Genomic DNA, 22,614 nt, shown 5'->3' on the forward strand with positions numbered 1-22,614 from the left:
ATGCCAATTTCCCATAAAAGTACGCCAAAACCACAGGAATTCGCCGCAATCGACCTGGGGTCGAACAGTTTTCATATGGTGATTGCCCGCGTGGTGGATGGCGCCATGCAGGTGCTCGGCAGGTTGAAGCAGCGGGTTCATCTCGCCGACGGGCTGGACCACAACAATGTGTTGAGCGAAGAAGCCATGCAGCGCGGGCTGAACTGCCTGGCGCTTTTTGCCGAGCGTTTACAGGGATTCAGCCCGGCCAACGTCACCATTGTCGGCACCCACACGCTGCGCGAAGCGGTAAATGCCGAAGACTTTCTGCGCCGCGCCGCCGACGTCATCCCCTATCCGATCGAAGTGATCTCCGGCAATGAAGAGGCGCGCCTGATCTTTATGGGCGTGGAGCACACGCAGCCGGAAAAAGGCCGCAAGCTGGTGATTGATATCGGCGGCGGCTCAACGGAGATGGTGATCGGCGAAGATTTCGAACCCAGGCTGGTGGAAAGCCGCCGCATGGGCTGCGTCAGCTTTGCCAACCTTTACTTTCCCGGCGGCGTGATCAGTAAGGAAAACTTCCGCCGCGCCCGCCTGGCTGCGGCGCAGAAGCTGGAGACCATGACCTGGCAATATCGCCTGACGGGCTGGCAGTACGCCCTTGGGGCGTCAGGCAGCATTAAGGCGGCCTGCGAAGTGCTGCTGGCGATGGGCGAGAAAGAGAAGCTGATTACGCCAGAACGCCTTGAGATATTGTATGACGAGGTGATCAAGTACAAATCCTTTGATGCGCTCAGCCTGCCGGGCCTCTCCGACGAGCGCAAGGCGGTGTTTGTGCCGGGGCTGGCAATCCTCAGCGGCGTGTTCGACGCATTAGCCATCCGCGAGCTGCGCCTGTCCGACGGCGCGCTGCGCGAGGGCGTGCTGTATGAGATGGAAGGCCGTTTCCGCCATCAGGATATCCGCAGCCGCACCGCCCAGAGCCTGGCGAATCACTATGCCATCGACAGCGACCAGGCGCGACGAGTTCTGGAAACCACCGAGCAGCTCTATCTGCAATGGCGCGACCAGAATCCAAAGCTGGCTAATCCGCAGCTGTCGGCGCTGCTGAAGTGGGCCGCAATGCTGCATGAAGTGGGCCTGACCATCAACCACAGCGGTATGCAGCGCCACTCCTCTTATATCCTGCAAAACACCAATATGCCTGGATTTAATCAGGATCAACAAACGCTGCTCGCCACCCTGGTACGCTTCCACCGTAAAGCGGTGAAAGTGGACGAAATGCCGCGTCTCACGCTGTTCAAGAAAAAGCAGTTCCTGCCGTTAGTGTTTCTGCTGCGCCTCGGCGCACTGCTGAATAATCAGCGCCAGGCCACTACCACGCCGGAGTCGCTCAGGCTGGACACCGATGACGGCCACTGGACGCTGACTTTCCCAACCGACTATTTCAGCCAGAACAACCTGGTACAGCTCGATCTGGAACGCGAACAGAGTTACTGGAAAGAGGTGACCGGCTGGCAGCTTATGATCCAGGAAGAAACGAAACCATGATTGTCAGATCCGATAATTATTACACCGAAAAATATCAGCTTACCGCCACGCACTCTGAAGTGGTGGAAGCGCTGAAGCTGGTCCCGCCCGGCAGAGCGCTGGACGTGGGCTGCGGCAGCGGCAGGAACTCGCTCTATCTCAATCTGAAAGGTTTTGAGGTCACCAGTTGGGATATTAATCCGGCCAGCCTGGCCCGTCTTAATCAGATTATTGCCGATGAGCAGCTGACAGGAATCGAAACGGCGGAAAAAGATCTCAACGATCTGCGCTTTAACGGCGCCTGGGATTTCGTGCTGTCTACCGTAGTGATGATGTTCCTTCAGCCGGAAACCATCCCACAGCTGATCGCCGATATGCAGGCCAGCACAGTAAAAGGCGGCTATAACCTGATTGTGGCGGCGATGGATACGGAAGACTATCCCTGCAACCAGGGTTTCCCCTTCGCCTTCAGGTCCGGCGAGCTGAGCGACTACTACCGTAACTGGCACATTGTGAAATACAACGAGCACGTCGGTCAGCTCCACCGCACCGACGCTCAGGGAAATCGTATTTCGCTGCGTTTCGCCACGCTGCTGGCGCAGAAAGCCATTACTAAAGATTGATCGGCTAAGGCGCTTTCAGGTCGGCGGGCAGTTCGCCGCTGGCCTGAATGAGCTCCCCGAGCGGCTGAGGCGGGGCGATTTGCCGGCCCTGAAGATAATCCACACCCAGCTGGCGCAGCCCTGCTTCACTCTCCGGCGAATCCACCCCAGAAGCGATCACCCGCAGACGCTTGCTTCTTGCCAGCGCGCAAATCGCGGCGACGACCTGATAATCCAGGCTGTCCTCCAGCATCGTGCGGATAAAGCTGGCGTCGATTTTCAGCATATCGCCTTCCAGCTCTTTCAGCCGGGCATATCCGGCAAACTTGCCGCCAAAATCCGTGACGATCACCCGACAACCCAGCTGCAGAAGCTGGGCGATCGCACGCCTTCCCCAGTAGCCCTGATCGAGCACCGGCGAGTCGGACACCTGAATAATTAGCTGCCACGGCTCCAGATCGTAGACGCTCAGAGAGCGTTCAATTTCCCTTGCCAGCGAGGGGCGGCACAGGCTGGAAGTAAACAGCGTGACGGCAAAACGACCGCCAGGCAGCCGCTGCCGGTGCTGATGGGCAAACGCCAGCGCCTGCTCAATCACCCAGCGGTCGACCTCCCAGGTTAGCCCCAGTTCCTCCAGTCGCTCCGGCAGTAACGGCTGCCCTTTATGGTCGCGCATATCTGGCCTGAGCTCGTAGTAATCGTCTCCCCTGACGCCCTGAACCCGCTGCGCCCAGAGCGGATATCCCTGCTGGCGCAGCGTCTGCCTGACGTCATCCAGCTGCGCCACCGTTTCCGCTACCCTGCGCTGAACCGGCAGGCTGCTGTTGCTCAGCAGGTTCTCAGCCATGCCGGTTCTGATCGACTGCTCGGCCAGCCCGCTCAACTCGCCCAGCAGCTCGTACAGATGCGTGACCGGACGCCTTACGGTGCAGTAGCTCAGCCCTATTTCCGGGTGGATTGGCAGGCCGTCCCAGTGCAGATGGAACGCCTTAATCCGCACGGCGATATCTTCAATGCAGGCAAGATGCCCGGTGTAATTAAGCCTGATGACCAGATCAAACCCTGGCAGTTGATAAACCTGCTCGTCCGGCTGAAAGTCAGCCATTAAAAAGCTGGCCAGGCGGCGCTTGTACTGGATGCGCAGGCGAAGCCCGTAAATCCGGCTGAGACGATCCAGATCGGGAATGCACAGGAAACAAAGGGTCGTCAGCGGAAGCTCGTTCAGATCGTTACTTAGCGCGCGCAGGTTGGGTAAGTTGAAAATCGGATCGCTCAGCGCGGCCAGCCGGGTCTTGATCAGGGTTCGACGCTGGCGGGTACTGATAGCCGCCATCATCAGGATCGTCAGGCTAAAAACCAGCAGGTTCGCCGACATCACGGCCAGATGATAAGGCTCCGTGCCGGGGTTCAGAAAACGATCGCGCAGCTGATAAAGCACTACCAGCAGAACAGCCCAGACCAGAGAGGTAAAAAGATAGCCAAAACGCACCGCAGCCCACAGCATCAGCGGCAACAGCAGCGGAATGCCGTAGTCGCTGGCCAGCAGATTCTCTTTATTCTGGACGGTCAGTATCAGCATCCCCAACAGGAAGGCGACCAGCCCCAGCCACAGGCCGAATTCATAAAAGTTAACGTTCGCCGCCCGCTGCCTGCTGATTCTTGCATAGACTACGCGGCAAAATCGCGGCTTACGAAGACAGCGGATGACAAAGTAAAAGATCTGAATCATCACCACGCATGAGAACAGCATGGACTGGAAATTTAGCAGCGCATACAGGCTGAAAATCCCCGGCGCGAAGAGCGTTCCCCTGAGCGGAACGATGCCCGTTTTAGCCACAATCTGCATACTGATAATGCATAACAGCGGCAGGATAAAAGCCAGCCACAGCACGCGAACCGGCATCAGTCCCAGTCCGCTGAAGTCTGCCTTCCAGCGCCGCCCGGAATGCCATTTATAGCCACTCCAGCTCAGCGCCAGCACCGCTATCGTCGTCGTCACAATCGCCAACGCCCCCAGAGGCGTGAAGCGCGAGAAATAGTAGAGGCTAAGCGCGATGCCGATGCCGGGCATCGCCCGCCAGTCAAAGACCAGCAGCATTGCCACATACATCGCCAGCGGCAGATAGATCAGATAAACATAGCCCTCCTCGATAGTCAGTCGGATAGAGAGCTGCGTCGAGAGCGGCAGCAATAATAAAGGTAATAGCAGCGGCAGACCCAGTGGGCTGCGGCTGAAACGGGCGATCCAGTAGCTGTTTCTCATTTTGCTCGACAGTGTTGCCGTGACGGTGACGGCTGGAACAGAAGTTCCCCTGCATCGGGGGAGGAATGGAGGCCATAGTAGAGTCAGCTGTTGATGAGTAATTGATCCAGATCAATTCAGACTGATTTCCCGTGGTTATTACTTTCTCGTTTAGATAAATGTGCAGTATGCCAGGCTAAGATGGGATTTGACGCAATCTGCGGCCACACGCCAGCCTTAACATTGACCTGATTCGCTGGTTGTGCCTAAATTGCATTATCGCCTTCGGGCTTACTTCAGGGTACCCTGCGTGAACAGCGCTATGTCATTCAGAAAACGTCGTAAAACCAGCCATATGACCAAAATCGTGCTGCTGGTGAGCTTTATTATCTTAGTGGGACGCTTAATCTTCGTCGTTCCCGGCGCGATAGAACATCATCAGCAAAAAAAACAGGATGTTGCCGCGCCTGTCGTTGTCGCTAAATAATCGGCTCTTTTCGTCTCTTCCCCCACGGAGTTGCCTGAAAATTGCAGCTTCCAACGTTTTTTTGCCTGATTTGAGCAATACTTATCGTTTCGGCCGTCTTTTGTCAGACTCCAGGGAATTATTATGTCTGTAGCCTTATCCCATGCCCAGCAGCTTGCTGAAATCCGTAACCGCATCCTCAACCTGCTGTTAAACGACGGCGATCTGGTCGATACCCTGCTTGAACGCCCGCTGAATGAGTCGGCGGCTGAGGCCGAAGCGCACCAGCAGCAGGTGGCGGAAATCAGACAGTATATTCCCCTGCTCCACGCCGCTGACCTTGCCGACCTGCTGGAAGCGCTGCCGGAAGACGAGCGTCTGGCGCTGTGGCACCTTATCGATACCAGCCGCCGCGGGATGGTGCTGGTCGAAGTCTCGGAGAGCGTCTGGGAGAGCCTGATCGAAGAGATGAGCGACCGCGATTTGCTGCGCGCCATCGCCCCTCTGGATATTGATGAACAGGTTTATCTTTCTAAGTATCTCTCCCGTGATTTAACCGGTCGCCTGCTGACCTCTCTGGAACCGGCGCAGCGCTCGCGCGTGCTGGAAGTGATGGATTTTGACCGCGATCGCGTCGGCCGGATCACCGACTTCAAGCTGATTACCATGCCGCCAGACGTCACGCTGGCCGCCGTACAGCGCTACCTGCGCCGCAAAAAATCGATCCCCGACGGAACGGACAAACTCTTTATTACCGATGAAAACAATACCCTGCTTGGCGAACTGACGCTGACCGATATTCTGCTGAATAAGCCGAAAAAGCTGGTTTCTGAAGTGATGAACGCCCGCCCAACGACCTTCCGCATTGATGACAAGGCGGAACACGCCGCCGGCGCGTTCGAACGTTATAACCTGATTTCGGCCGCCGTTATCGATGCCAAAGGCAAGCTGATGGGCCGCGTCACCATTGAAGACGTGGTTGACCTGGTTAACGAAGAGAACGACAGCAATATCCGAAAAATGGGTGGGGTAAACCCCGATGAGGATGTGTTTGCGCCGGTAAGAAAAGCGGTGAGAACGCGCTGGACATGGCTGGCCATCAACCTCTGCACCGCGTTTGTGGCCTCGCGGGTGATTGGTCTGTTTGAAGGCACTATCTCGCAAATCGTCGCGCTGGCCGCGCTGATGCCGATTGTCGCCGGCATTGGCGGCAATACCGGCAACCAGACTATTACCATGATTGTCCGCGCGCTGGCGCTACATCAGGTGGAACCCGGCAACTTCTCGTTCCTGGTGGGCCGTGAGCTGGGCGTTGCGCTGATCAACGGACTGTGCTGGGGAGGGATTATGGGCGGCGTCACTTGGGCGATGTACGGCAATCCGGCGCTTGGCGGCGTGATGATGCTGGCGATGGTGCTTAACCTGCTGCTGGCAGCATTAATGGGCGTGCTGATCCCACTCCTGATGACCAAACTCAAACGCGACCCGGCGGTGGGCTCCAGCGTGCTGATCACCGCCCTCACCGACACCGGCGGCTTCTTTATTTTCCTCGGTCTGGCGACCCTGTTTCTGCTGCACTAGCCAATCGGGCCAGCATCAATGTTGACTCGCGCCACGAGGAAATCCAGAAAGGCGCGCACCCGCAGCGGCAGGTACCCCCCCTGCCCGACAAAAATGGCATGAATCTCTTCAACGTCGCCTGGGTTGAGCGCTTCCAGTACGGGGAGCAGACGACCGGCGGCGATATCCTCACGCACCTGGAACGCTGCCAGCCGGGCCAGACCGAGGCCAGCGAGCGCCAGGCGGTGCAGTGATTCGCCATCGCTGGTCTGCGCATTCCCGCTGACAGGCACGACCCTATCCGCGCCCGCAAAGCGTAAAGGCCAGCCCGGCTGGGCGCGCGCATAGTTGGAGCCCAAACGGTTATGCCGCAGCAAATCATCAGGAGAGGATGGCATACCGTGACGAGCCAGATAGTCTGGCGAACCGACGATGACCATTGGCGTCTGTCCGAGCTTACGAATCACCAGGGAGGAGTCTTTGAGCGGACCGGCGCGCACGGCAACATCGGTACGCTGTTCCATAATATCAATGACTTCATCGGTCAGAACGATATCCAGCGTGATACCGGGATGGCAGGCCAGAAACTCCGGTACAAGAGGCAACAGAAAACGATGGCCGAACGGCACATTGGCATTGACCCTCAGCCGCCCCTGAGGCGCAGAATGCGCGCTGGCGCAGCGCTCAGCCTCGGCCAAATCGGCCAGAATACGCACCCCGCGCTCATAAAAAGCGCAGCCTTCCGGCGTGAGCTGTAGCTGACGCGTCGAACGGTTCACCAACCGTGTGCCCAGCCGACGCTCAAGACGCGCAACCAGCTTACTCACGGCAGACGGCGTCATCCCGCATACGCGAGCGGCGGCTGAGAATCCCCCCTGCTCGATGATTTGGACAAAAACCTCAAGCTCACCGGAGCGGTTAACTTCTGAACGGGCCACGGCGTCCTCCCTGTGAATTCAGTTCATAAATGTTTTTCCTCAACGCAGTCTAGTTGATTTGTGTCGTTGAGTTCATCATTTAACGACACTTCGCCACTGAATTCACCAACATGAAAAATTTCTCTAAAACTGCTGGCAATATGATGCTGGCCTGCGCACTCACCATCGGAACGGGTATCCCGATCGCCGCCCCGGCTGCCGCATCGACTGCCTGGGTCGCGACCTGGAGCGCCAGCCCGCAGCCTGTCTGGGGCCCGGATTTCCTGTTTCCCGTTAATACGCCGGCGGTATTACAAGATCGGACGGTACGCCAGGTAGCACGCATCAGCCTTGGCGGGTCGCGTTTGCGCCTGGTATTGTCCAATGCCTATGGCAGGCAGCCGGTTACGTTGGGAAAAGCCACGATCGCCCTGTCCGCGCAGGACAGCGCCATTGTTGCCAACAGCCTGCGTACGGTGACCTTTGGCGGGCGCCAGACGGCGACCCTTCTTCCTGGCGCGTCGCTGCTCAGCGACCCCATTGCGCTCCCCGTCGCTGATTCAGGGCGGGTGACGGTGAGCTTTTGGTTGCCTGATGCAACGCCGGTGAGCACGTTTCACTGGGATGGCCGCCAGACCAGTTGGATTGTCCCCGGCGATAATACCGGGTCGTCAACCCTAACCGCGGAACGTGGCGCGCCAGAAAGCACCACGGCGCGCCTGCTGCTGTCGGGCATTCAGGTGGAAACACCCGCACCGGCGCGGGCAGTTGCGGTCATTGGCGATTCCATTACCGATGGCGCGGCGGCCACTCTGGATAAGGACAGGCGCTGGCCGGACTTTCTGGCACGCAGGCTGGCCCCCCACGGCGTGGCCGTAATCAACGCCGGTATTTCCGGCGCACGCCTGCTTTCAGATGGGATGGGAGTTAACGCGCTGGCAAGGCTGGACCGCGACGTGCTGGCGCAGCCGGGCGTGCGAAGCGTTATCGTGATGCTGGGCATTAATGATATCGCCTGGCCGGGGACGGCCTTTGCGCCAACAGGCCAGCGCCCTTCTTTGGAAATGCTGAAGGCGGGTTATCGTCAGCTGATTGCGCAGGCGCACAATCGGGGTGTGCGGGTGATTGGCGCTACGCTGACGCCGTTTTCAGGCGCGTTACCCAACACCCCGCTGGACAATTACTACAGCCCCGATAAAGATGCCCTGCGTCGACAGGTGAATGACTGGATACGTCACGGCGGCGCGTTTGACGCCGTAATTGACTTCGATACGCTGCTGCGCGACCCCGTTCATCCAGAATTGATGACGGCGCGCTATGTCTCCGCCGACCGCCTGCACCCAGGTGATGAGGGGAACCGCGCAATGGCGGACGTCGTCGATCTCAATGCGCTGCTGCCGATGCTTATCACACCGACAAAAACGCTGGCGCCTGGCGCTCAGCAGCCATAAATCCAGGCGTTCCCCAGGCCTGTGGCAGGCAGGTGAAGCGCGCGACACCGTCGGACGCTTCACCTGCCTGAGCGACCAGGCTTAGTCCTCCTCTTCCAGAGCAGATCAGCCTGCGTCGACTGGCACCGGCGTGTTCAGCAACTGCTGTTCCCAAAGATAAGCAATGCCGCTCCCAGCAGCATGCTGCTTAATAATCTCCGTCAGTTCGGCGGCCTGCTCCGTCCGCGCCCAGTCGCGCTGCCATTCTGCGGCCAGCGCCAGCCAGGTCATCATATTCGCCCCAGCCGCCATCATACGCTGGATAGCAAGCGCATGGGCTTCAACCGAGACGCCTCCCGAGGCATCGGTGATTACCGTGACATCCCATCCTTCGCCGAGGGCGTGGATCGTGGGCATCGCGACGCAGACCTCAGTCCACAGACCCGCAATAACAAGCTGCTTGCGGCCCGTCGCCCTGACCGCGTCCACCACTTTCCGATCTTCCCAGGTGTTAATAAACGTGCGGTCTATCACCTGCTGGTCTGGAAAAACATCGGTGATTTGTGGAAAGAGCAGACCGCCCCGCTCAGCGATCACGCTCGTCAGGATGGTCGGAACGCCAAAGGCTTTGGCAGCCTTCGCCAGAGCCGCCGTATTATTGACTACCATCTGCGGTTCGTGGCTGTTCAGATTAGCAAGCTGGTAGGGTTGATGATCGATCAACACGAGTACCGAGTCTTCGGGACGAAGGAGCGAATCAAGGCCGTTACGAAAGGTCATTGTTGGTTCCCTTTGCTATTTTGAGTGGGTTGATTTACCAGGAAACAGTCGCCATCGGCGATGCTGCCAGGAAGGGGTATTGTGCTGTTGCCATATTCGCTGCGGTAGTAGCATGATCTGGCAAACTGTGTTGCGACAAGAGGAACGCTGAAGTGAACATTGAAGAGCTACAGACATTTGTAGAAGTTGCAGATGCGGGAGGCATTTCGCCTGCTGCGCTGAGGCTCGGCGTCTCCAAGTCGATTGTCAGTCGTCGACTCGTCCGGCTTGAAGCGGAGCTTGGCGTCCAGTTGCTGGCACGATCCACCCGCGGGACGGCCCTCACCGAAGCCGGGGCGACGTTCCGGGACTATGCAGCCAGAGTTTGCGCCGAGATCGACGTCGCAAAAGAAACGATTCTGCCCGCCGGTGAGCTGCGCGGCCGCCTGCGCGTTGCCGTGCCGCTCTCTTTCGGCCCGACTCACTTCGCTCCCGTGCTCGCGGAAATGGCGCGGCGTCACCCGCTGATGCATATCCAGGCCTGCTACAGCGATCGCTTCGTAGACCTTATCGCTGAGGGTTACGATTGTGCGATACGGGTTGGCTATTTGCCGGATTCCAACCTGATCGCCAGGCGCGTCGGCCCAATCTACGGGAAGCTCGTCGCAAGCCCGGACTACATTAAGGTACATGGACAACCTGAAACACCGGAGGAGCTCATCGCCCATCAGGCGCTGATGCAGGGCACAGAAACCTGGCAACTTATGGATGGCGACAGGATCATCACCGTGCGTCCGCAGGGACGCTTTAAGGCCGACAACGGGACGGCTCTGGTCGCCGCCGCCGTAGCCGGACTCGGCATCGGTTACTTACCCGATTGCCTCACCCATGAATATATAGCCTCCGGTGCGCTGGTGACGGTCATGAGGCGTCACCAGCCGCCGCCAGCAGGCGCCTATGTCATCCGACCGCCGGGCCAGCATCCCGCACGCAAGATACGGGTGCTTACCGAGCTGCTGATCGAGTATTTCGCCCAGTCGCCACACTTTGCGCGGGCGGTTCCAGCCCGAGAGGGTTCTGACGGTTAAGGCGGTTAAAAGTCCTTTTCGGCTTGCTTTCTCCTTTCGGTCAGACAGGCGATTCAATCCTGCGCTGTTGGCCGGATAACAATACTGCCGACATCCACTTCAGGCGGTTGCTCCAGGGCAAACAGGATGCCCCGAGCGATCGCATCAGGCGAGATCGCAATAGCGCCAAGACGCTCTTCAATCAGTTTCTTCGTAACCTGGTCAGTGATGCTTTCACCGAAATTAGTGTCGATCACCCCCGGAGAGATTTCGGTCACGCGAAGATTTGGGCCTGCTTCCTGCCTCAGAACTTCAGTCGCCGTGCGCACCGCGTTTTTCGTCGCGGCGTAGACGCCCATGGTCGGCACGATCTTGATGCCAGCCGTTGAAACGACGTTAACCACATGCCCGCTCCCCTGCTGCGTAAACACCGGCAGAGCAGCCGCAATGCCGTAAAGCGTGCCGCGCAAGTTAACATCGATCATTAAATCCCACTCCTCGACTTGCAGCGCATCAAAACGGGAGATCGGCCCCACCCCAGCATTGTTAATCATAACGTCGAGCCTGCCGCCTCGCTCGACCGCCAATGCGACCAGCTCCCCGAGCTCGCCCCGCTGACGGACATCGGTAGCCTTAAATACGGCCTTGCCGCCCGCAGACTTTATCTCGTCCACTACGGCCTGAAGCGCTGTTTCGTTACGCGAGCCCAGCACAACGTACGCCCCGCGCTCCGCAAGTAATTTTGCCGTCGCCCGTCCGATCCCGCTGCTTGCCCCAGTGATTGCGACAACTTTTCCCCTGATACTCATGACATCCCCCTTTGCAAAGTCATGGTTGAAAATTATAGGCGGCGGAGTTGAGATCCTCTATGCTGTTAAATCCATAAAATTATCGTAATCGTCTAAAACTATGCTCGACCCTTTGTCAGATGTCCTTAACGTTCTCGGTGCAAGGGTGACCCGACGCACCCGGCTGGAAGCGGCGGGACGATGGGCGCTCGAATTTCCCGCCATCGATCGCCTCAAGTTTGTCGCCATGCTGCGCGGGAGCCAGTGGATGCTACTGCCCGGATGCGCACCACAGCTTCTCAACGAAGGAGACATATGCTTAATCGGACGAACTGCCTATGCGGTCGCCAGCGCCCCTGACGTAACGCCCGTTGACGGTCAAACCGTTTACTGCTCCGGCCGCGACGTAGCGTGCATCGGCGGTGACGATACGATTGGAATCGGAGGAACAGTCACGTTCGCGGCCGCAAACGCCGATTTCCTACTCGAACGAATACCGGAATTCTTGATCGTTCCTCGTTCTTCACCTGCGTCAGCAGCGATCGCCACCATCCTTGAGCTTGTGAATAACGAAACAGAGCGGGATATGATGGGAAGCGAGATCGTCAGCGCCAGGCTTGCCGATGTGCTGCTGGTGGAAGCGTTCAGAGCTTACGCAGGCGTTGCTGAGCCAACCGGGATGGGCTGGCTCGGCGCTATTGCCGATCCCCGACTTGGCCGGGCGCTTCGCGCAATGCATGACGATGTCGCGCAACCGTGGACGGTGGCTCAGTTGGCAAAGGTCGCAGGAATGTCGCGCGCAGCCTTCTCAGCGGAGTTTACGCGTCGGCTGGGGCAGCCGCCGCTGGCTTACTTACGCACATGGCGTCTTACCATCGCCCGCACGGCGTTGATACGAGGTGATACGACTGTCGCTTATATGGCAAACAAGGTCGGCTATACCTCGCAAAGCGCCTTTGCCCATGCCTTTCGACGCGCCTTCGGCTACTCGCCTAAAGCCGGTGATCCAGGAGGCCATAATTTGCTGACTTTTTAAGCCAGCAATAATGGTTTATAAAAACAGTAAAAGTCACACCTTTAGTGAATGTATATCCATTTTTGTAAACTAAACCAGCCAGTCATTGAGTACCTTTTCCAGTTTATCCAACGCTTCGACACGCTTACTTTCTGCCATACGAGCTATATTTTGTAATTTCCACTTAACTGCGGGTAAGTGTTGAATCTGGCTTTCCGGCGCTAATGACCAATCAGGCGTGCCGTGCTTAAAAGACATTAAAAAATCAAAATCCTGCTGGGTGAACTCTGCCTTAAGTACGGTCATCATCTGCGCATCACGGGAAGTCACCACAATACGCATCTCATCAGGACTATTGGTTTGCAAGACCGCCGATACGCTGGTTTCTCGTTCAAGCCCAGCAGCTATTCTTGTTAATGCCGCCCGAACATGGGGTAGCGCCAGTGCCCTGTTTTCAAGGTGAATATAGGCCAAATCAATATCCACCGAAAGGCGGGGAAAGTCGCGTACAAACAGATTAATTGCGGTCCCACCTTTTAGCGCAAAACAGTTCTCCTTTGCCACTGTCGGTAGCACACTTTTTAACAGTGCGACCTGTTTATAATAGGGCGATTGCTTATCCATGCGATGACTCTCCGTTGATAAATTTTGCAGGTACGGTGATCTGATAATGTTTATCCAGTTTACCGCCTGTCACCACCTGCCGTTTTCCCGATCCTAGCTCGATACTGGTTTTATCGATTCGTTTAGCCCAGGCATGGCCATAATAATCAGCTAAAAAGAGATACAGGCGGTTCGTTTTTACTGCGCTGCTGGCATAAAGTAACCTTTCCACTTTGCGCGGACTCAGATTAACTAATCCTTGAAATAGCTCGGCCGCATGCTCAAAAGAGATATCCGCCGGTATAGCATTAACCAGTTCGTAGGCAGCTAACTCAGGTACACTGGCTTTTAACGTATTCCCTTTTATCTCGATATCGGTCAGATATTGCTCGCCAGACCGGGACAACTTTTGATTGGAATAAAAAAGCCAGTTAACTCCGGGAAACTCCTTAAACCATTTTGGCAACAATGCTTTGTCATCCACATACAGCCAGACGTTTTTGTGAGTATGCTGGAGATAATGAGCACGGCCTTGACAGGTTAAACTGGTAAGCCCTGCCAGATGCGCCGATACAGACAGCTGATTTCGCAGGCATAAAACGGCGTCGCTCCAGTCAGGCTCACGGCCAACGCGCACATAAACTCCAGCCCGCAGCTTTTGCAGCCAGTTGCTCTGCTCATACCGATGCGCCAGGGAAGGACTGATATCATGCTTTGTCAGCCAGGACTGAGTCACCAGAGAACCAGGTGCTGTGTTCTGTAAAAGCCAGTTTATTTTTGATGGCATACATTCACTATTAGTAAAACTATCTACAAAATAGTAAACTACGAAATGAGAAAGGCGTCAATACAGGTGAGTTTATAGCGTTGTAGATGATCGAAAACGAGAGGCCATGTATCAGCGATGATAATCTTGTCAAATGTTCCTCATCGTCCTTCTTTGTTCACTGTCCATCAATTCCCTATAAAAACGCTGTTCCAGGGAAGTAAAGCCCCCGGAACAGTGCAGCATTTGCCCCATGGACTATCAGGCCGCAGAGGGGGTAAGCGTAATACGATCCAATGGTCCAACCATAAACAGATAGGAGATCAGGCCAAGGAGTCCCATAGAACCGATATACAGAATGGCATAGTCAAACGACTGGGTGTTGGTCAGAATGATGCCGATCGCCAGCGGCGTAATGATACTCGCCATGTTGCCGCACATATTGAACACAGCGCCCGCGATGCCCAGCACCTCTTTTGGCGAAGTGTCGCTGAGTATGCACCAGCCCAGATTGCCAAAACCCTTGGCAAAGAAGGCCAGGCTCATTGCGGCAATCACCACGAACTCGGAAGAGGTATAGTTGGCAATCACAATCACACAGGAGATCAGCATACCGCTGATAACCGGTAGCTTCCGCGCGGTGGTCAGGCTATAACCGCGCCTGAGTAACCAGTCAGAAAAGACGCCCCCTAACAGGCCACCGATAAACCCCGCAATAGCCGGAATACTGGCGACAAAACCAACTTTCAGAATAGACATCCCTTTGCCCTGATACAGATAGGTCGGAAACCAGGTCAGGAAAAACCAGGTGATTGAAGTCAGGCAGAATTGCCCAATATAGACGCCGATCATCATCCGGTTCAGGCAGACGCACCTGAGTTGTGAAAGCGTAATTTTCTGCGGTTCTTTTTTACTGCCCAGCGAGGGTTCACCCCCGCCATTGCGAATATAGTCTACCTCCTGCTGGCTGACGTTTGGATGGTGCAGCGGATCTTTAACTTTAATCAGCCAGAAGATACCAAGAATAACACCAATGGCGCCAATATAATAAAAGACAAAATGCCAGCTTAGATTATGCAGAATAATGGTCATTAGCGGAGTAATAATGCCAAGCGAGATATATTGCGCCGCCTGATACACTGAGGTCACAAATCCACGTTCATTATTTGGAAACCACTGTACGCTCAGGCGACTGTTCGCGGGAAAGGCGGGCGCTTCAATCGCCCCCATCAGCAAACGCAAAATAACTAAGGCCATTAATGGGCTGCCATACAGAAAGATAGTGCCCTGAAGCATGGTAACCAGTGACCAACAAATCAGCGCGCAGCCATAGACCAGCCGCGAGCCGTACCGATCCAACAGCCACCCGCCGGGCAGCTGCATAATAACGTAGGCAATCCCGAAGGAAGAGAAGGCCAGCCCCATCGCTTCGGGATCAAAACCTAAATCTTTACTCATTATCGGGGCGACAACGGATAGCGTTGCGCGGTCGGCATAATTGAATACGGTTGCCAGAAATAAAAACAGCAAAATACTGTAACGCACTTTTGTGGACTTTATTATCGTGCTCATGGCCTACTCCTTATTAAGGGTAGAGAGAGGCGTAGGATAAGAGGTCGGGAATGATTCCCGCCTGAGTTTGTATTACGGCCGCTTACCGAACTCACAGCTTAATTGCGTCCAGCGGCGCGCCTGCTCGCTCAGCGTGAAGCCCAGACCATGACGATCGGATATCCACATACGGCCATCGCGCAGTTCAAGCTGCTCATTAAACAAGGGGTTCAGCCATTCGAAATGTTCCAGCCAGGGCTCAAGTGGGTAAGCGGCAGACAGGTGCAGGTGAACTTCCATCGCGAAATGCGGAGCGAGTTTACGGCCATGCTTCGCCGCCAGATCCATAATTTTCAGGAACGGTGAAATACCGCCTACGCGGGGAGCATCCGGCTGCACAAAATCGCTGGCGTTGCCGAGAATTAACTGCTCGTGCTCACGGAAGCTGGTGAGCATTTCGCCGGTAGCGATCGGCGTATCAAGCGCGGCGGCAAGCTGGGCGTGACCTTCCACGTCATAGGCATCCAGCGGCTCTTCAATCCAGATCAGATTGAACTGCTCCATTTTGCGTCCCATGCGGATAGCCGTTTCGCGATCCCACTGCTGGTTAGCATCGACCATTAACGGGAAATCCTCACCCAGCGCCTGGCGCACGGCGGTTAAGCGGCGGATATCTTCGGCGCAGTTTGGCTGTCCGACCTTCAGCTTGATGCCGCCGATGCCGTTCTCGCGGGAAATCACAACATTTTTCAGCACCTGTTCAAGCGGGGTATGCAGGAAACCGCCGGAGGTGTTGTAGCACTGAACCGAATCGCGGTGTGCGCCGAGCAGTTTTGCCAACGGCAGGCCTGCGCGTTTCGCTTTCATGTCCCAGAGGGCAATGTCCATAGGGGAGATGGCCTGAACCGCCATGCCGCTACGCCCCACCGACGCGCCTGCCCACAATAGTTTGGTGTAGATCTTGTCGATATCATTGGGATCTTCACCCAGCAAATTGTCGGCGATTTCTTTCGCATGGGCGTAAATACCCTGCCCTCCAGCACGTTTGGAGTAGCTAAATCCGACGCCTTCAAATCCATCACGGCTGCGGATTTCAGCAATAATGATCGCCACTTCAGTTAAGGGTTTTTGCCGTCCGGTCAGCACTTTCGCATCGCTCACCGGCGTCGCCAGCGGCAAAAATGCCAGCGATAGCTGCACCCATTCGATACGATCGCCGGTTTCAGCCGCCGTTTTTGCATGGGCTACTTTGGCATAGGTTACGGCTTCAGAGTTGGCACTTAAAGACATAGGATTCTCCTGGTAGCGGTAAAATGATTGCGCTAACATTTTTTATTCTCCTGCTAAAATTTAGCCAGAGGATTAATACTGATTTGAATAGTCGATCACAGGCAGGCTTATAAAAGGGATATTTCGCGTAATGCAGATCACAATCCAAAACATTCTGGTAAAATGCACAATGCAAAAATGATTGCGCTAACTTTTAGCATTGCAATGCAGGAGTAAGTTGCTGTAGTTGCTGGGTTTCTCTCGGACGGCGCTGGCAAGAGCGGAGATCATGATGAATAATGCACAGATAAATCAGCAAATTTTGCCTGGACATCAACTGTGAAGAGTACCAAACACCGCGCACCCACGCTGGAAGATGTAGCACGCAGCGCCGGACTGTCGCCAATGACGGTGAGCCGGGCCCTGAACACACCGCAGTTGGTACGGCCTGAAACCGTTGAAAAAGTAATGCAGGCTGTTCGTGCCACCGGCTATATCCCCAACGCTTTGGCCGGGGGGCTGGCGTCACAACGTAGCAAACTTATCGCGGTTGTAGTGCCGCAAATTAATAACAACATGTTTGTCGATACTATCCAGTCGTTAAGCGATGAGCTTGCCGTGCGCGGGTATCACATTTTGCTGTGTGTGGCAGGCTATGCTGAACAAACGGAAGCTGAACTGGTGGCTACGCTACTCTCCCGTCGACCCGACGGAGTGCTGCTGACCGGAATTCATCACGCCCGGGAACTGAAAAAGGTGATTCTTAACGCTGCCATTCCGGTGGTGGAAATCTGGGATTTAACGCCAACGCCTCTCGACATGCTGGTCGGTTTCTCCCATGAAAAAGTCGGCCAGGCCACCGCAGAATATCTGTTAAGCAAAGGATATCGTCGGCCAGGCCTGCTGTGGACCGCAGACCGTCGTGCTGCTCAGCGCAAACAGGGATTGTGCAGCGTGCTTACGCGTCATGATATTCCTGAGGTGCCGCAGGTTGATGTGTCGCTTCCTGCCTCACTCGCATTGGGACGCCGTGGGCTGGTACAGCTTTTTACCAGGGGGGAATTTGACGTCATTGTGTGCAGTTCAGATACCCTGGCGCAGGGCGCGATTATGGAGAGCGAAAGTCGCGGGCTGCGTGTCCCGCAGGATTTGGCAGTGATTGGCTTTGGCGATCTCGATTTTGCCGCCAGCAACCGACCTTCCATCACCACCATCAGTGTGGACCGACGCGCTATCGGGCAGCAAGCCGCCACTTTGCTGGCCGACCGCATCGAACATCTACCGCAGGCGGAAACCCTCATTGATATTGGTTTTCATCTGGTTAAAAGGGAATCCGCCTGAGGGTCATCCCGCCGCACTGTTGATTCTGGCCTGAACAAAAAATCGTCTTAGCGTGGGGCGGATTCCGTTTGCCAGGCGCTACCCTTTCCTCTTATTTGCTCTGCGACAGCCACAGAGTTCACATTCTTACATGTAAATTATATTATAATTATATTAACATAAAAACAGAGGAAGCCTCACCTCAGCCCGAGGTACGCAAGAGTATATGGTCTATCCGAGACGGACCTTATCCGGCCCGCCATGTCGTTCTTTTTTCTGATTTGGCTAATAACTGTAATGACAACTCGCAAAATTAATGCACTTCATCCCTTCAGCGCGCTGATTGCCGCTTGCTGGCAAGAACCCTATTCACGTCACCGTTTGTTAAAAGACACCATTGCCGGGATCACCGTTGGCATTATTGCCATTCCTCTGTCCATGGCGCTGGCTATCGCCAGTGGCGTTCCCCCGCAATACGGGCTGTACACTTCCGCTATCGCCGGACTGGTGATTGCCTTAAGCGGCGGTTCCCGCTACAGCGTTTCCGGTCCTACCGCAGCTTTTGTGGTGATCCTGTATCCGGTATCGCAACAGTTCGGGTTGTCCGGTCTGCTGGTGGCGACGCTGCTTTCCGGGATAATTCTGGTGGTCATGGGGCTGGCCCGGGTCGGGCGTTTGATTGAATATATTCCGCTGCCGGTCACGCTGGGGTTCACCTCCGGTATCGCCATCACTATTGCGACCATGCAAATCAAAGATTTTTTCGGGTTGCAGTTAGTTCATATGCCCGAGACCTACGTCAGCAAGGTCTCTGCCTTAGTACATGCGCTGCCCACGCTGGACCTCGGTGACACGCTGATCGGCTGCGTTACCCTGCTAATACTCATTTACTGGCCGAAGCTGGGGATACGTATTCCCGGCCATTTACCGGCTTTGTTGGCCGGTACCGCCGTCATGGGATTACTGAGTTTGTCCGGGCACAGCGTCGCGACTATTGGCTCCAGTTTCACCTACCAGTTGGCAGACGGTAGCCAGGGGCACGGGATCCCCCCTATTCTTCCCCACTTGCTCTTTCCGTGGGAATTACCCGCCGCCAATGGTCAACACATGACGCTGTCATGGCAGACGCTTTCTTCTTTGCTGCCAGCGGCCTTTTCGATGGCCATGCTCGGCGCCATCGAATCACTCCTGTGCGCCGTGGTACTGGATGGCATGACCGGTACAAAGCACAGCGCCAATACCGAATTGCTGGGTCAGGGTGCCGGTAATATTATTGCCCCGTTTTTTGGCGGCATCACCGCTACGGCCGCGATTGCCCGCTCTGCCGCTAATGTGCGCGCCGGAGCAACCTCCCCTGTAGCGGCAGTGATCCATGCCTTGCTGGTGCTGCTGGCGCTGCTGGTGCTGGCCTCCTGGCTGTCATACCTGCCTCTTGCGGCCATGGCCGCCCTACTGCTGATCGTGGCCTGGAACATGAGCGAAGCGCATAAGGTTGTCTATTTGCTGCGCCGGGCGCCCAGGGATGACATTCTGGTTATGCTGTTTTGTATGAGCCTGACGGTGTTGTTTGACATGGTGATTGCCATCACTGTGGGTATCGTGCTGGCTTCCTTGCTGTTTATGCGGCGGATAGCACGCATGACGCGCCTGAGTGAATTGACAGCAAACGAGGGACTACTGGTATTACGTGTTAACGGGCCACTGTTCTTTGCAGCGGCAGAACGCGTCTTTAATGAGCTGCTGGCACGCACTGAGGATTATCAAACGGTTGTCTTGCAGTGGGACGCGGTTCCGGTGCTTGATGCTGGTGGCCTTAATGCTATGCAGCGTTTTATCGACGCTTTGCCAGCAGGGAAACACCTGGTGATTACCGACATCCCTTTCCAGCCATTAAAAGCGCTGGCGCGGGCGCGAATACACCCGATTGAGGGACGATTATCGTTTTATTCTACTCTGCCGGAAGCATTAAGGGTGTTGGAGGCACAGTAGCAGCACGCCGCGGTGCTGGCACAGAGCACCGCGGTCCCCGCGCGCTCAGCACTAGTTCGTACCGCCTTTGGGGCGAGACAACGTGGTCTGAGTCGTATACTCAACACCGTGTTTTTGCAGATAGTCACGAATAAGCTGCCGGACAACCTGTGACGGCGTGAGATCCTGCTGCTGACAGAGGGTCTCCAGCGCCTTCTTCTTTTCCGGGTCAATCAGTATTGTGAGCCGTGCAGTCTTCTTTTCCATGGTGTTATCGTCCATATTTATGATAATCAAATGATAATACCATGCCTGCCGCACTTCACCAGACTACGCCAACCTTTCCAGCCTGGCTGACAGCTGTTTCATCTCACCAAAGATCTCCCCGGTCAGCCCGGATGCCTGCGTCCGCAATGCCTTAAGCTGATAGCGGGTATGAGAATGGGTGGCATAAATCACCACATTGCCACTGCCTGTGCGGCAGAAAAAAACCTCGTTGAATACCCGGTATAACGCATGATACAGCAGGGTTTTACTGTGTGGCACTTCCAGATAGTTCAGCACCAGCCAGCCCCCCTCACGCAGTGACGCTTTGCACCGCTCCAGAAAATTCTCGGTCCCCTGTAACGGGTCCATGGAATATGCCAGGTACAGATCGGAGAAAATAAACGCATAACGCGCCCCGTTGTCACGCCGTAAATAATCGACAGCGTTTTCCAGGTAATAGGTGATGTGCTCTGCTTCCGGTAAGGTAAAATAGCGCCGGGCAACCTGCAATACCTGAGGACGCAGCTCAACCACATCCATCGCGATAGCGTTATGATGCGCATACAGTGCCCGCAACAGACTACCGCCGCCCAGGCCAAGCAATAAGGCGGGGCCTTCATCCTGCCAGGCCACCGCCATCGACATCGCTTTGATATAATGGTGTACCGGCGCAGACGGCGAATGCAGGCTCATTTTGCTCTGCTCGTTAAGCTCATCAAAACGCAGCATACGGTAATGCTTGTACTCCGTAACAATAATGTCCCCATAGTCATCCGTTTCTCGGGCGATCTCCTTTCTCCGTGGTTCGATGTCGCGGAACTTCACTAAAATATCCTCAACAAAACTCATGGCACTTTTATCCTGGTGTTTAAACTGCCCGGCGCAAATGAAGTCATCGGTACAATGCTATCCTGTCCCCGACCGTTGCTATAGCCGAAAAGCCCATTATATTACGTCAATACCGGATCAACCGAATATTCAGATATACCTGTTCCTCCGACAATACCCACTGGCCCTCAGGATGGAAAAGAGAAGAAAAGCTGGTGATTTTTTTGCTGGCGTTGACGACGTTTTTTTAACTACTAATCAATCAGTTGATGGCAAATGCAGTTTCAGACGGAGGTGCCGGATCCAGCAAGGCCACTCAAGGTGAACCTGAGCGGGATTTTTGTATTCGGTGTTCTCAATCGTAGGTAAAAAGCGACCGGCTGACGTCACTACCCTAAGTCTTTTCAGTGAGCGGTTTCCAACCCCGTGGATTCAGGCGATGAATCCCTGAGCAGAGACGTCTGTAACCATGCCTCCCCAGCATCCGATCATGAAGATGACTCATGCTGCAATGAAATTAAATCACTTTTACTCAATCAATGACTCTGGCATAAAGTATGCACTGCTATTAGTTCCAGACAATATGAAGCGTACTGAATAAGAAAACCAGAAGAAAATTTGAAAATGCTGAAAAAGCAAGAAAAAAATTCAGGTTTTATATCAGACATTAGGATACCAGATCGCGATGAATAATGAATTTACATTTACGATTAAAAGCATTGCTTTTGATGAAAACTATAACCCCTCAGAAAATACGCGTATTACTACCAACTTCGCTAATCTGGCCAGAGGAAATAAACGCCAGGAAAACTTGCGTAATGCCTTAAAGATGATTGACGATCGCTTCAACACTCTGGCGCATTGGGATAACCCCAAAGGGGACCGTTATGCTGTTGAACTTGAAATCATTTCCGTTGAAATGGATATAGAAGGCAACGGCAACACTTTCCCAGTGATTGAAATATTGAAAACGAATATTGTTGATCAGAAAACCAACGAACGTATTGAGGGCATTGTAGGGAATAATTTCTCCTCTTACGTGCGGGATTATGACTTTAGCGTATTACTGTTAGAGCACAACAGAAATAAAACCGGATTTGACACGCCAGATAATTTTGGCGATTTGCATGGAAACATATTCAAAAGCTTTGTGAATTCGACGGCATACAAAGATAATTTTAATAAACCGCCGGTTATATGCCTGAGCGTTTCCAGTAAGAACACCTATCATCGGACTGGGTATCAGCATCCTGTATTGGGCTTCGAATACCAGCAAAATGAAGATTCCATGACCGATCGCTACTTCCAAAAAATGGGATTGCAGGCCCGCTATTTTATGCCGAAAAATAGCGTTGCGCCTTTAGCATTTTATTTCGCTGGTGATTTAATTAACGATTACACCAATCTTGAACTTATCAGCACCATCAGCACGATGGAAACTTTTCAAAAGATTTATCGACCAGAGATTTACAATGCTAATTCTGTCGCGGGGAAAGAGTATCAACCCGACTTGAAAAACCAGGATTATACATTAACTCAAATTGTTTATGATCGAGAAGAACGTAGCCAGTTAGCTATAGAGCAGGGAAAGTTTACTGAGGAGCACTTCATCAAACCCTACCAAACTGTGCTCGAACAATGGTCTGCTCATTACGTTCTTTGATTAACCAAATACACAAGGTCA

Annotated in this window: 20 protein-coding genes; 10 read left to right on the plus strand and 10 right to left on the minus strand. The window is 54.6% G+C overall.

Translation table 11 applies throughout. The annotated features are described in order from the left end of the window. Both ppx and tehB read left to right on the plus strand, forming a co-directional pair. Complete coding sequence (gene ppx, locus NG99_RS13810) at positions 1 to 1,533, plus strand: exopolyphosphatase (protein ID WP_034893819.1); 1,533 nt, start codon at positions 1 to 3, stop codon at positions 1,531 to 1,533. After that, entirely contained in the window at positions 1,530 to 2,135 is a 606-nt protein-coding gene (gene tehB, locus NG99_RS13815; RefSeq protein WP_034893821.1) for a tellurite resistance methyltransferase TehB, read from the plus strand. The genes ppx and tehB overlap by 4 nt, the downstream gene beginning before the upstream one ends. 4 nt (positions 2,136 to 2,139) lie before the next feature. Here tehB and NG99_RS13820 read toward each other — a convergent pair whose 3' ends face one another. Beyond that, entirely contained in the window at positions 2,140 to 4,377 is a 2,238-nt protein-coding gene (locus NG99_RS13820) for a sensor domain-containing phosphodiesterase (protein ID WP_072017597.1), read from the minus strand. A gap of 289 nt (positions 4,378 to 4,666) precedes the next feature. Here NG99_RS13820 and NG99_RS28285 point away from each other — a divergent pair, with 289 nt between their 5' ends. Continuing rightward, positions 4,667 to 4,843 (plus strand): YfgG family protein, encoded by a 177-nt coding sequence (locus NG99_RS28285; protein ID WP_072017598.1) that lies wholly within the window; start codon positions 4,667 to 4,669, stop codon positions 4,841 to 4,843. Positions 4,844 to 4,966: 123 nt separating this feature from the next. After that, complete coding sequence (gene mgtE / locus NG99_RS13825; RefSeq protein WP_034893824.1) at positions 4,967 to 6,403, plus strand: magnesium transporter; 1,437 nt, start codon at positions 4,967 to 4,969, stop codon at positions 6,401 to 6,403. On the opposite strand, the gene NG99_RS13830 is transcribed toward mgtE, so the two are convergent. Beyond that, the gene (locus NG99_RS13830; protein ID WP_034893827.1) at positions 6,400 to 7,320 is read right to left on the minus strand and encodes a LysR family transcriptional regulator; all 921 of its coding nucleotides are present in this window, start codon (positions 7,318 to 7,320) and stop codon (positions 6,400 to 6,402) included. The two genes, mgtE and NG99_RS13830, sit on opposite strands and share 4 nt — an antisense overlap. Before the next feature lie 110 nt (positions 7,321 to 7,430). On the opposite strand from NG99_RS13830, the gene NG99_RS13835 reads away from it, so the two are divergent. Then, complete coding sequence (locus tag NG99_RS13835) at positions 7,431 to 8,750, plus strand: SGNH/GDSL hydrolase family protein (RefSeq protein WP_034893830.1); 1,320 nt, start codon at positions 7,431 to 7,433, stop codon at positions 8,748 to 8,750. 105 nt (positions 8,751 to 8,855) lie between these two features. Here NG99_RS13835 and NG99_RS13840 read toward each other — a convergent pair whose 3' ends face one another. Then, positions 8,856 to 9,509 carry a hydrolase gene (locus NG99_RS13840; protein WP_034893833.1) on the minus strand — a complete coding sequence of 218 codons (654 nt, stop codon included), beginning with the start codon at positions 9,507 to 9,509 and terminating at the stop codon, positions 8,856 to 8,858. A gap of 152 nt (positions 9,510 to 9,661) precedes the next feature. Between NG99_RS13840 and NG99_RS13845 the strand changes: the two genes are divergently transcribed. Continuing rightward, the gene (locus NG99_RS13845) at positions 9,662 to 10,576 is read left to right on the plus strand and encodes a LysR family transcriptional regulator (RefSeq protein ID WP_034893836.1); all 915 of its coding nucleotides are present in this window, start codon (positions 9,662 to 9,664) and stop codon (positions 10,574 to 10,576) included. 53 nt (positions 10,577 to 10,629) lie between these two features. On the opposite strand, the gene NG99_RS13850 is transcribed toward NG99_RS13845, so the two are convergent. Continuing rightward, on the minus strand, positions 10,630 to 11,364 hold the full coding sequence (locus tag NG99_RS13850; protein WP_034893839.1) for an SDR family oxidoreductase: 735 nt from the start codon (positions 11,362 to 11,364) through the stop codon (positions 10,630 to 10,632). 100 nt (positions 11,365 to 11,464) lie between these two features. Here NG99_RS13850 and NG99_RS13855 point away from each other — a divergent pair, with 100 nt between their 5' ends. Then, positions 11,465 to 12,379: an AraC family transcriptional regulator gene (locus tag NG99_RS13855; RefSeq protein WP_072017599.1), complete on the plus strand. Its 915-nt coding sequence runs from the start codon at positions 11,465 to 11,467 to the stop codon at positions 12,377 to 12,379. Positions 12,380 to 12,448: 69 nt separating this feature from the next. Here the strand turns inward: NG99_RS13855 and NG99_RS13860 are convergent, their stop codons facing one another. From NG99_RS13860 to NG99_RS13875, 4 genes are all read right to left on the minus strand, one after another. Beyond that, positions 12,449 to 12,982: a nucleotidyl transferase AbiEii/AbiGii toxin family protein gene (locus NG99_RS13860; RefSeq protein WP_034893842.1), complete on the minus strand. Its 534-nt coding sequence runs from the start codon at positions 12,980 to 12,982 to the stop codon at positions 12,449 to 12,451. Then, positions 12,975 to 13,748 carry a type IV toxin-antitoxin system AbiEi family antitoxin gene (locus tag NG99_RS13865; RefSeq protein WP_034893845.1) on the minus strand — a complete coding sequence of 258 codons (774 nt, stop codon included), beginning with the start codon at positions 13,746 to 13,748 and terminating at the stop codon, positions 12,975 to 12,977. The genes NG99_RS13860 and NG99_RS13865 overlap by 8 nt, the downstream gene beginning before the upstream one ends. Positions 13,749 to 13,988: 240 nt before the next feature. Next, positions 13,989 to 15,299: an MFS transporter gene (locus NG99_RS13870; RefSeq protein WP_034893848.1), complete on the minus strand. Its 1,311-nt coding sequence runs from the start codon at positions 15,297 to 15,299 to the stop codon at positions 13,989 to 13,991. A gap of 72 nt (positions 15,300 to 15,371) precedes the next feature. Further along, positions 15,372 to 16,568, minus strand: coding sequence for an L-talarate/galactarate dehydratase (locus NG99_RS13875; protein WP_034893851.1), 1,197 nt, complete (start codon positions 16,566 to 16,568; stop codon positions 15,372 to 15,374). Positions 16,569 to 16,886: 318 nt separating this feature from the next. Here NG99_RS13875 and NG99_RS13880 point away from each other — a divergent pair, with 318 nt between their 5' ends. Together NG99_RS13880 and dauA are read left to right on the plus strand one after the other, a co-directional pair. After that, positions 16,887 to 17,888 carry a LacI family DNA-binding transcriptional regulator gene (locus tag NG99_RS13880; RefSeq protein ID WP_034893854.1) on the plus strand — a complete coding sequence of 334 codons (1,002 nt, stop codon included), beginning with the start codon at positions 16,887 to 16,889 and terminating at the stop codon, positions 17,886 to 17,888. A gap of 276 nt (positions 17,889 to 18,164) precedes the next feature. After that, on the plus strand, positions 18,165 to 19,856 hold the full coding sequence (dauA, locus tag NG99_RS13885; protein ID WP_034894079.1) for a C4-dicarboxylic acid transporter DauA: 1,692 nt from the start codon (positions 18,165 to 18,167) through the stop codon (positions 19,854 to 19,856). 51 nt (positions 19,857 to 19,907) lie between these two features. Here dauA and NG99_RS13890 read toward each other — a convergent pair whose 3' ends face one another. Continuing rightward, complete coding sequence (locus NG99_RS13890; protein ID WP_034894082.1) at positions 19,908 to 20,102, minus strand: ribbon-helix-helix protein, CopG family; 195 nt, start codon at positions 20,100 to 20,102, stop codon at positions 19,908 to 19,910. 63 nt (positions 20,103 to 20,165) lie between these two features. Further along, entirely contained in the window at positions 20,166 to 20,951 is a 786-nt protein-coding gene (locus NG99_RS13895) for a spermidine synthase (protein WP_034893857.1), read from the minus strand. Between the two features lie 664 nt (positions 20,952 to 21,615). Between NG99_RS13895 and NG99_RS13900 the strand changes: the two genes are divergently transcribed. Next, complete coding sequence (locus tag NG99_RS13900; protein WP_034893860.1) at positions 21,616 to 22,593, plus strand: DUF1852 domain-containing protein; 978 nt, start codon at positions 21,616 to 21,618, stop codon at positions 22,591 to 22,593. Positions 22,594 to 22,614 lie beyond the last annotated feature (21 nt).

The sequence above is a fragment of the Erwinia typographi genome (assembly GCF_000773975.1).
GTDB lineage: Bacteria > Pseudomonadota > Gammaproteobacteria > Enterobacterales > Enterobacteriaceae > Erwinia > Erwinia typographi.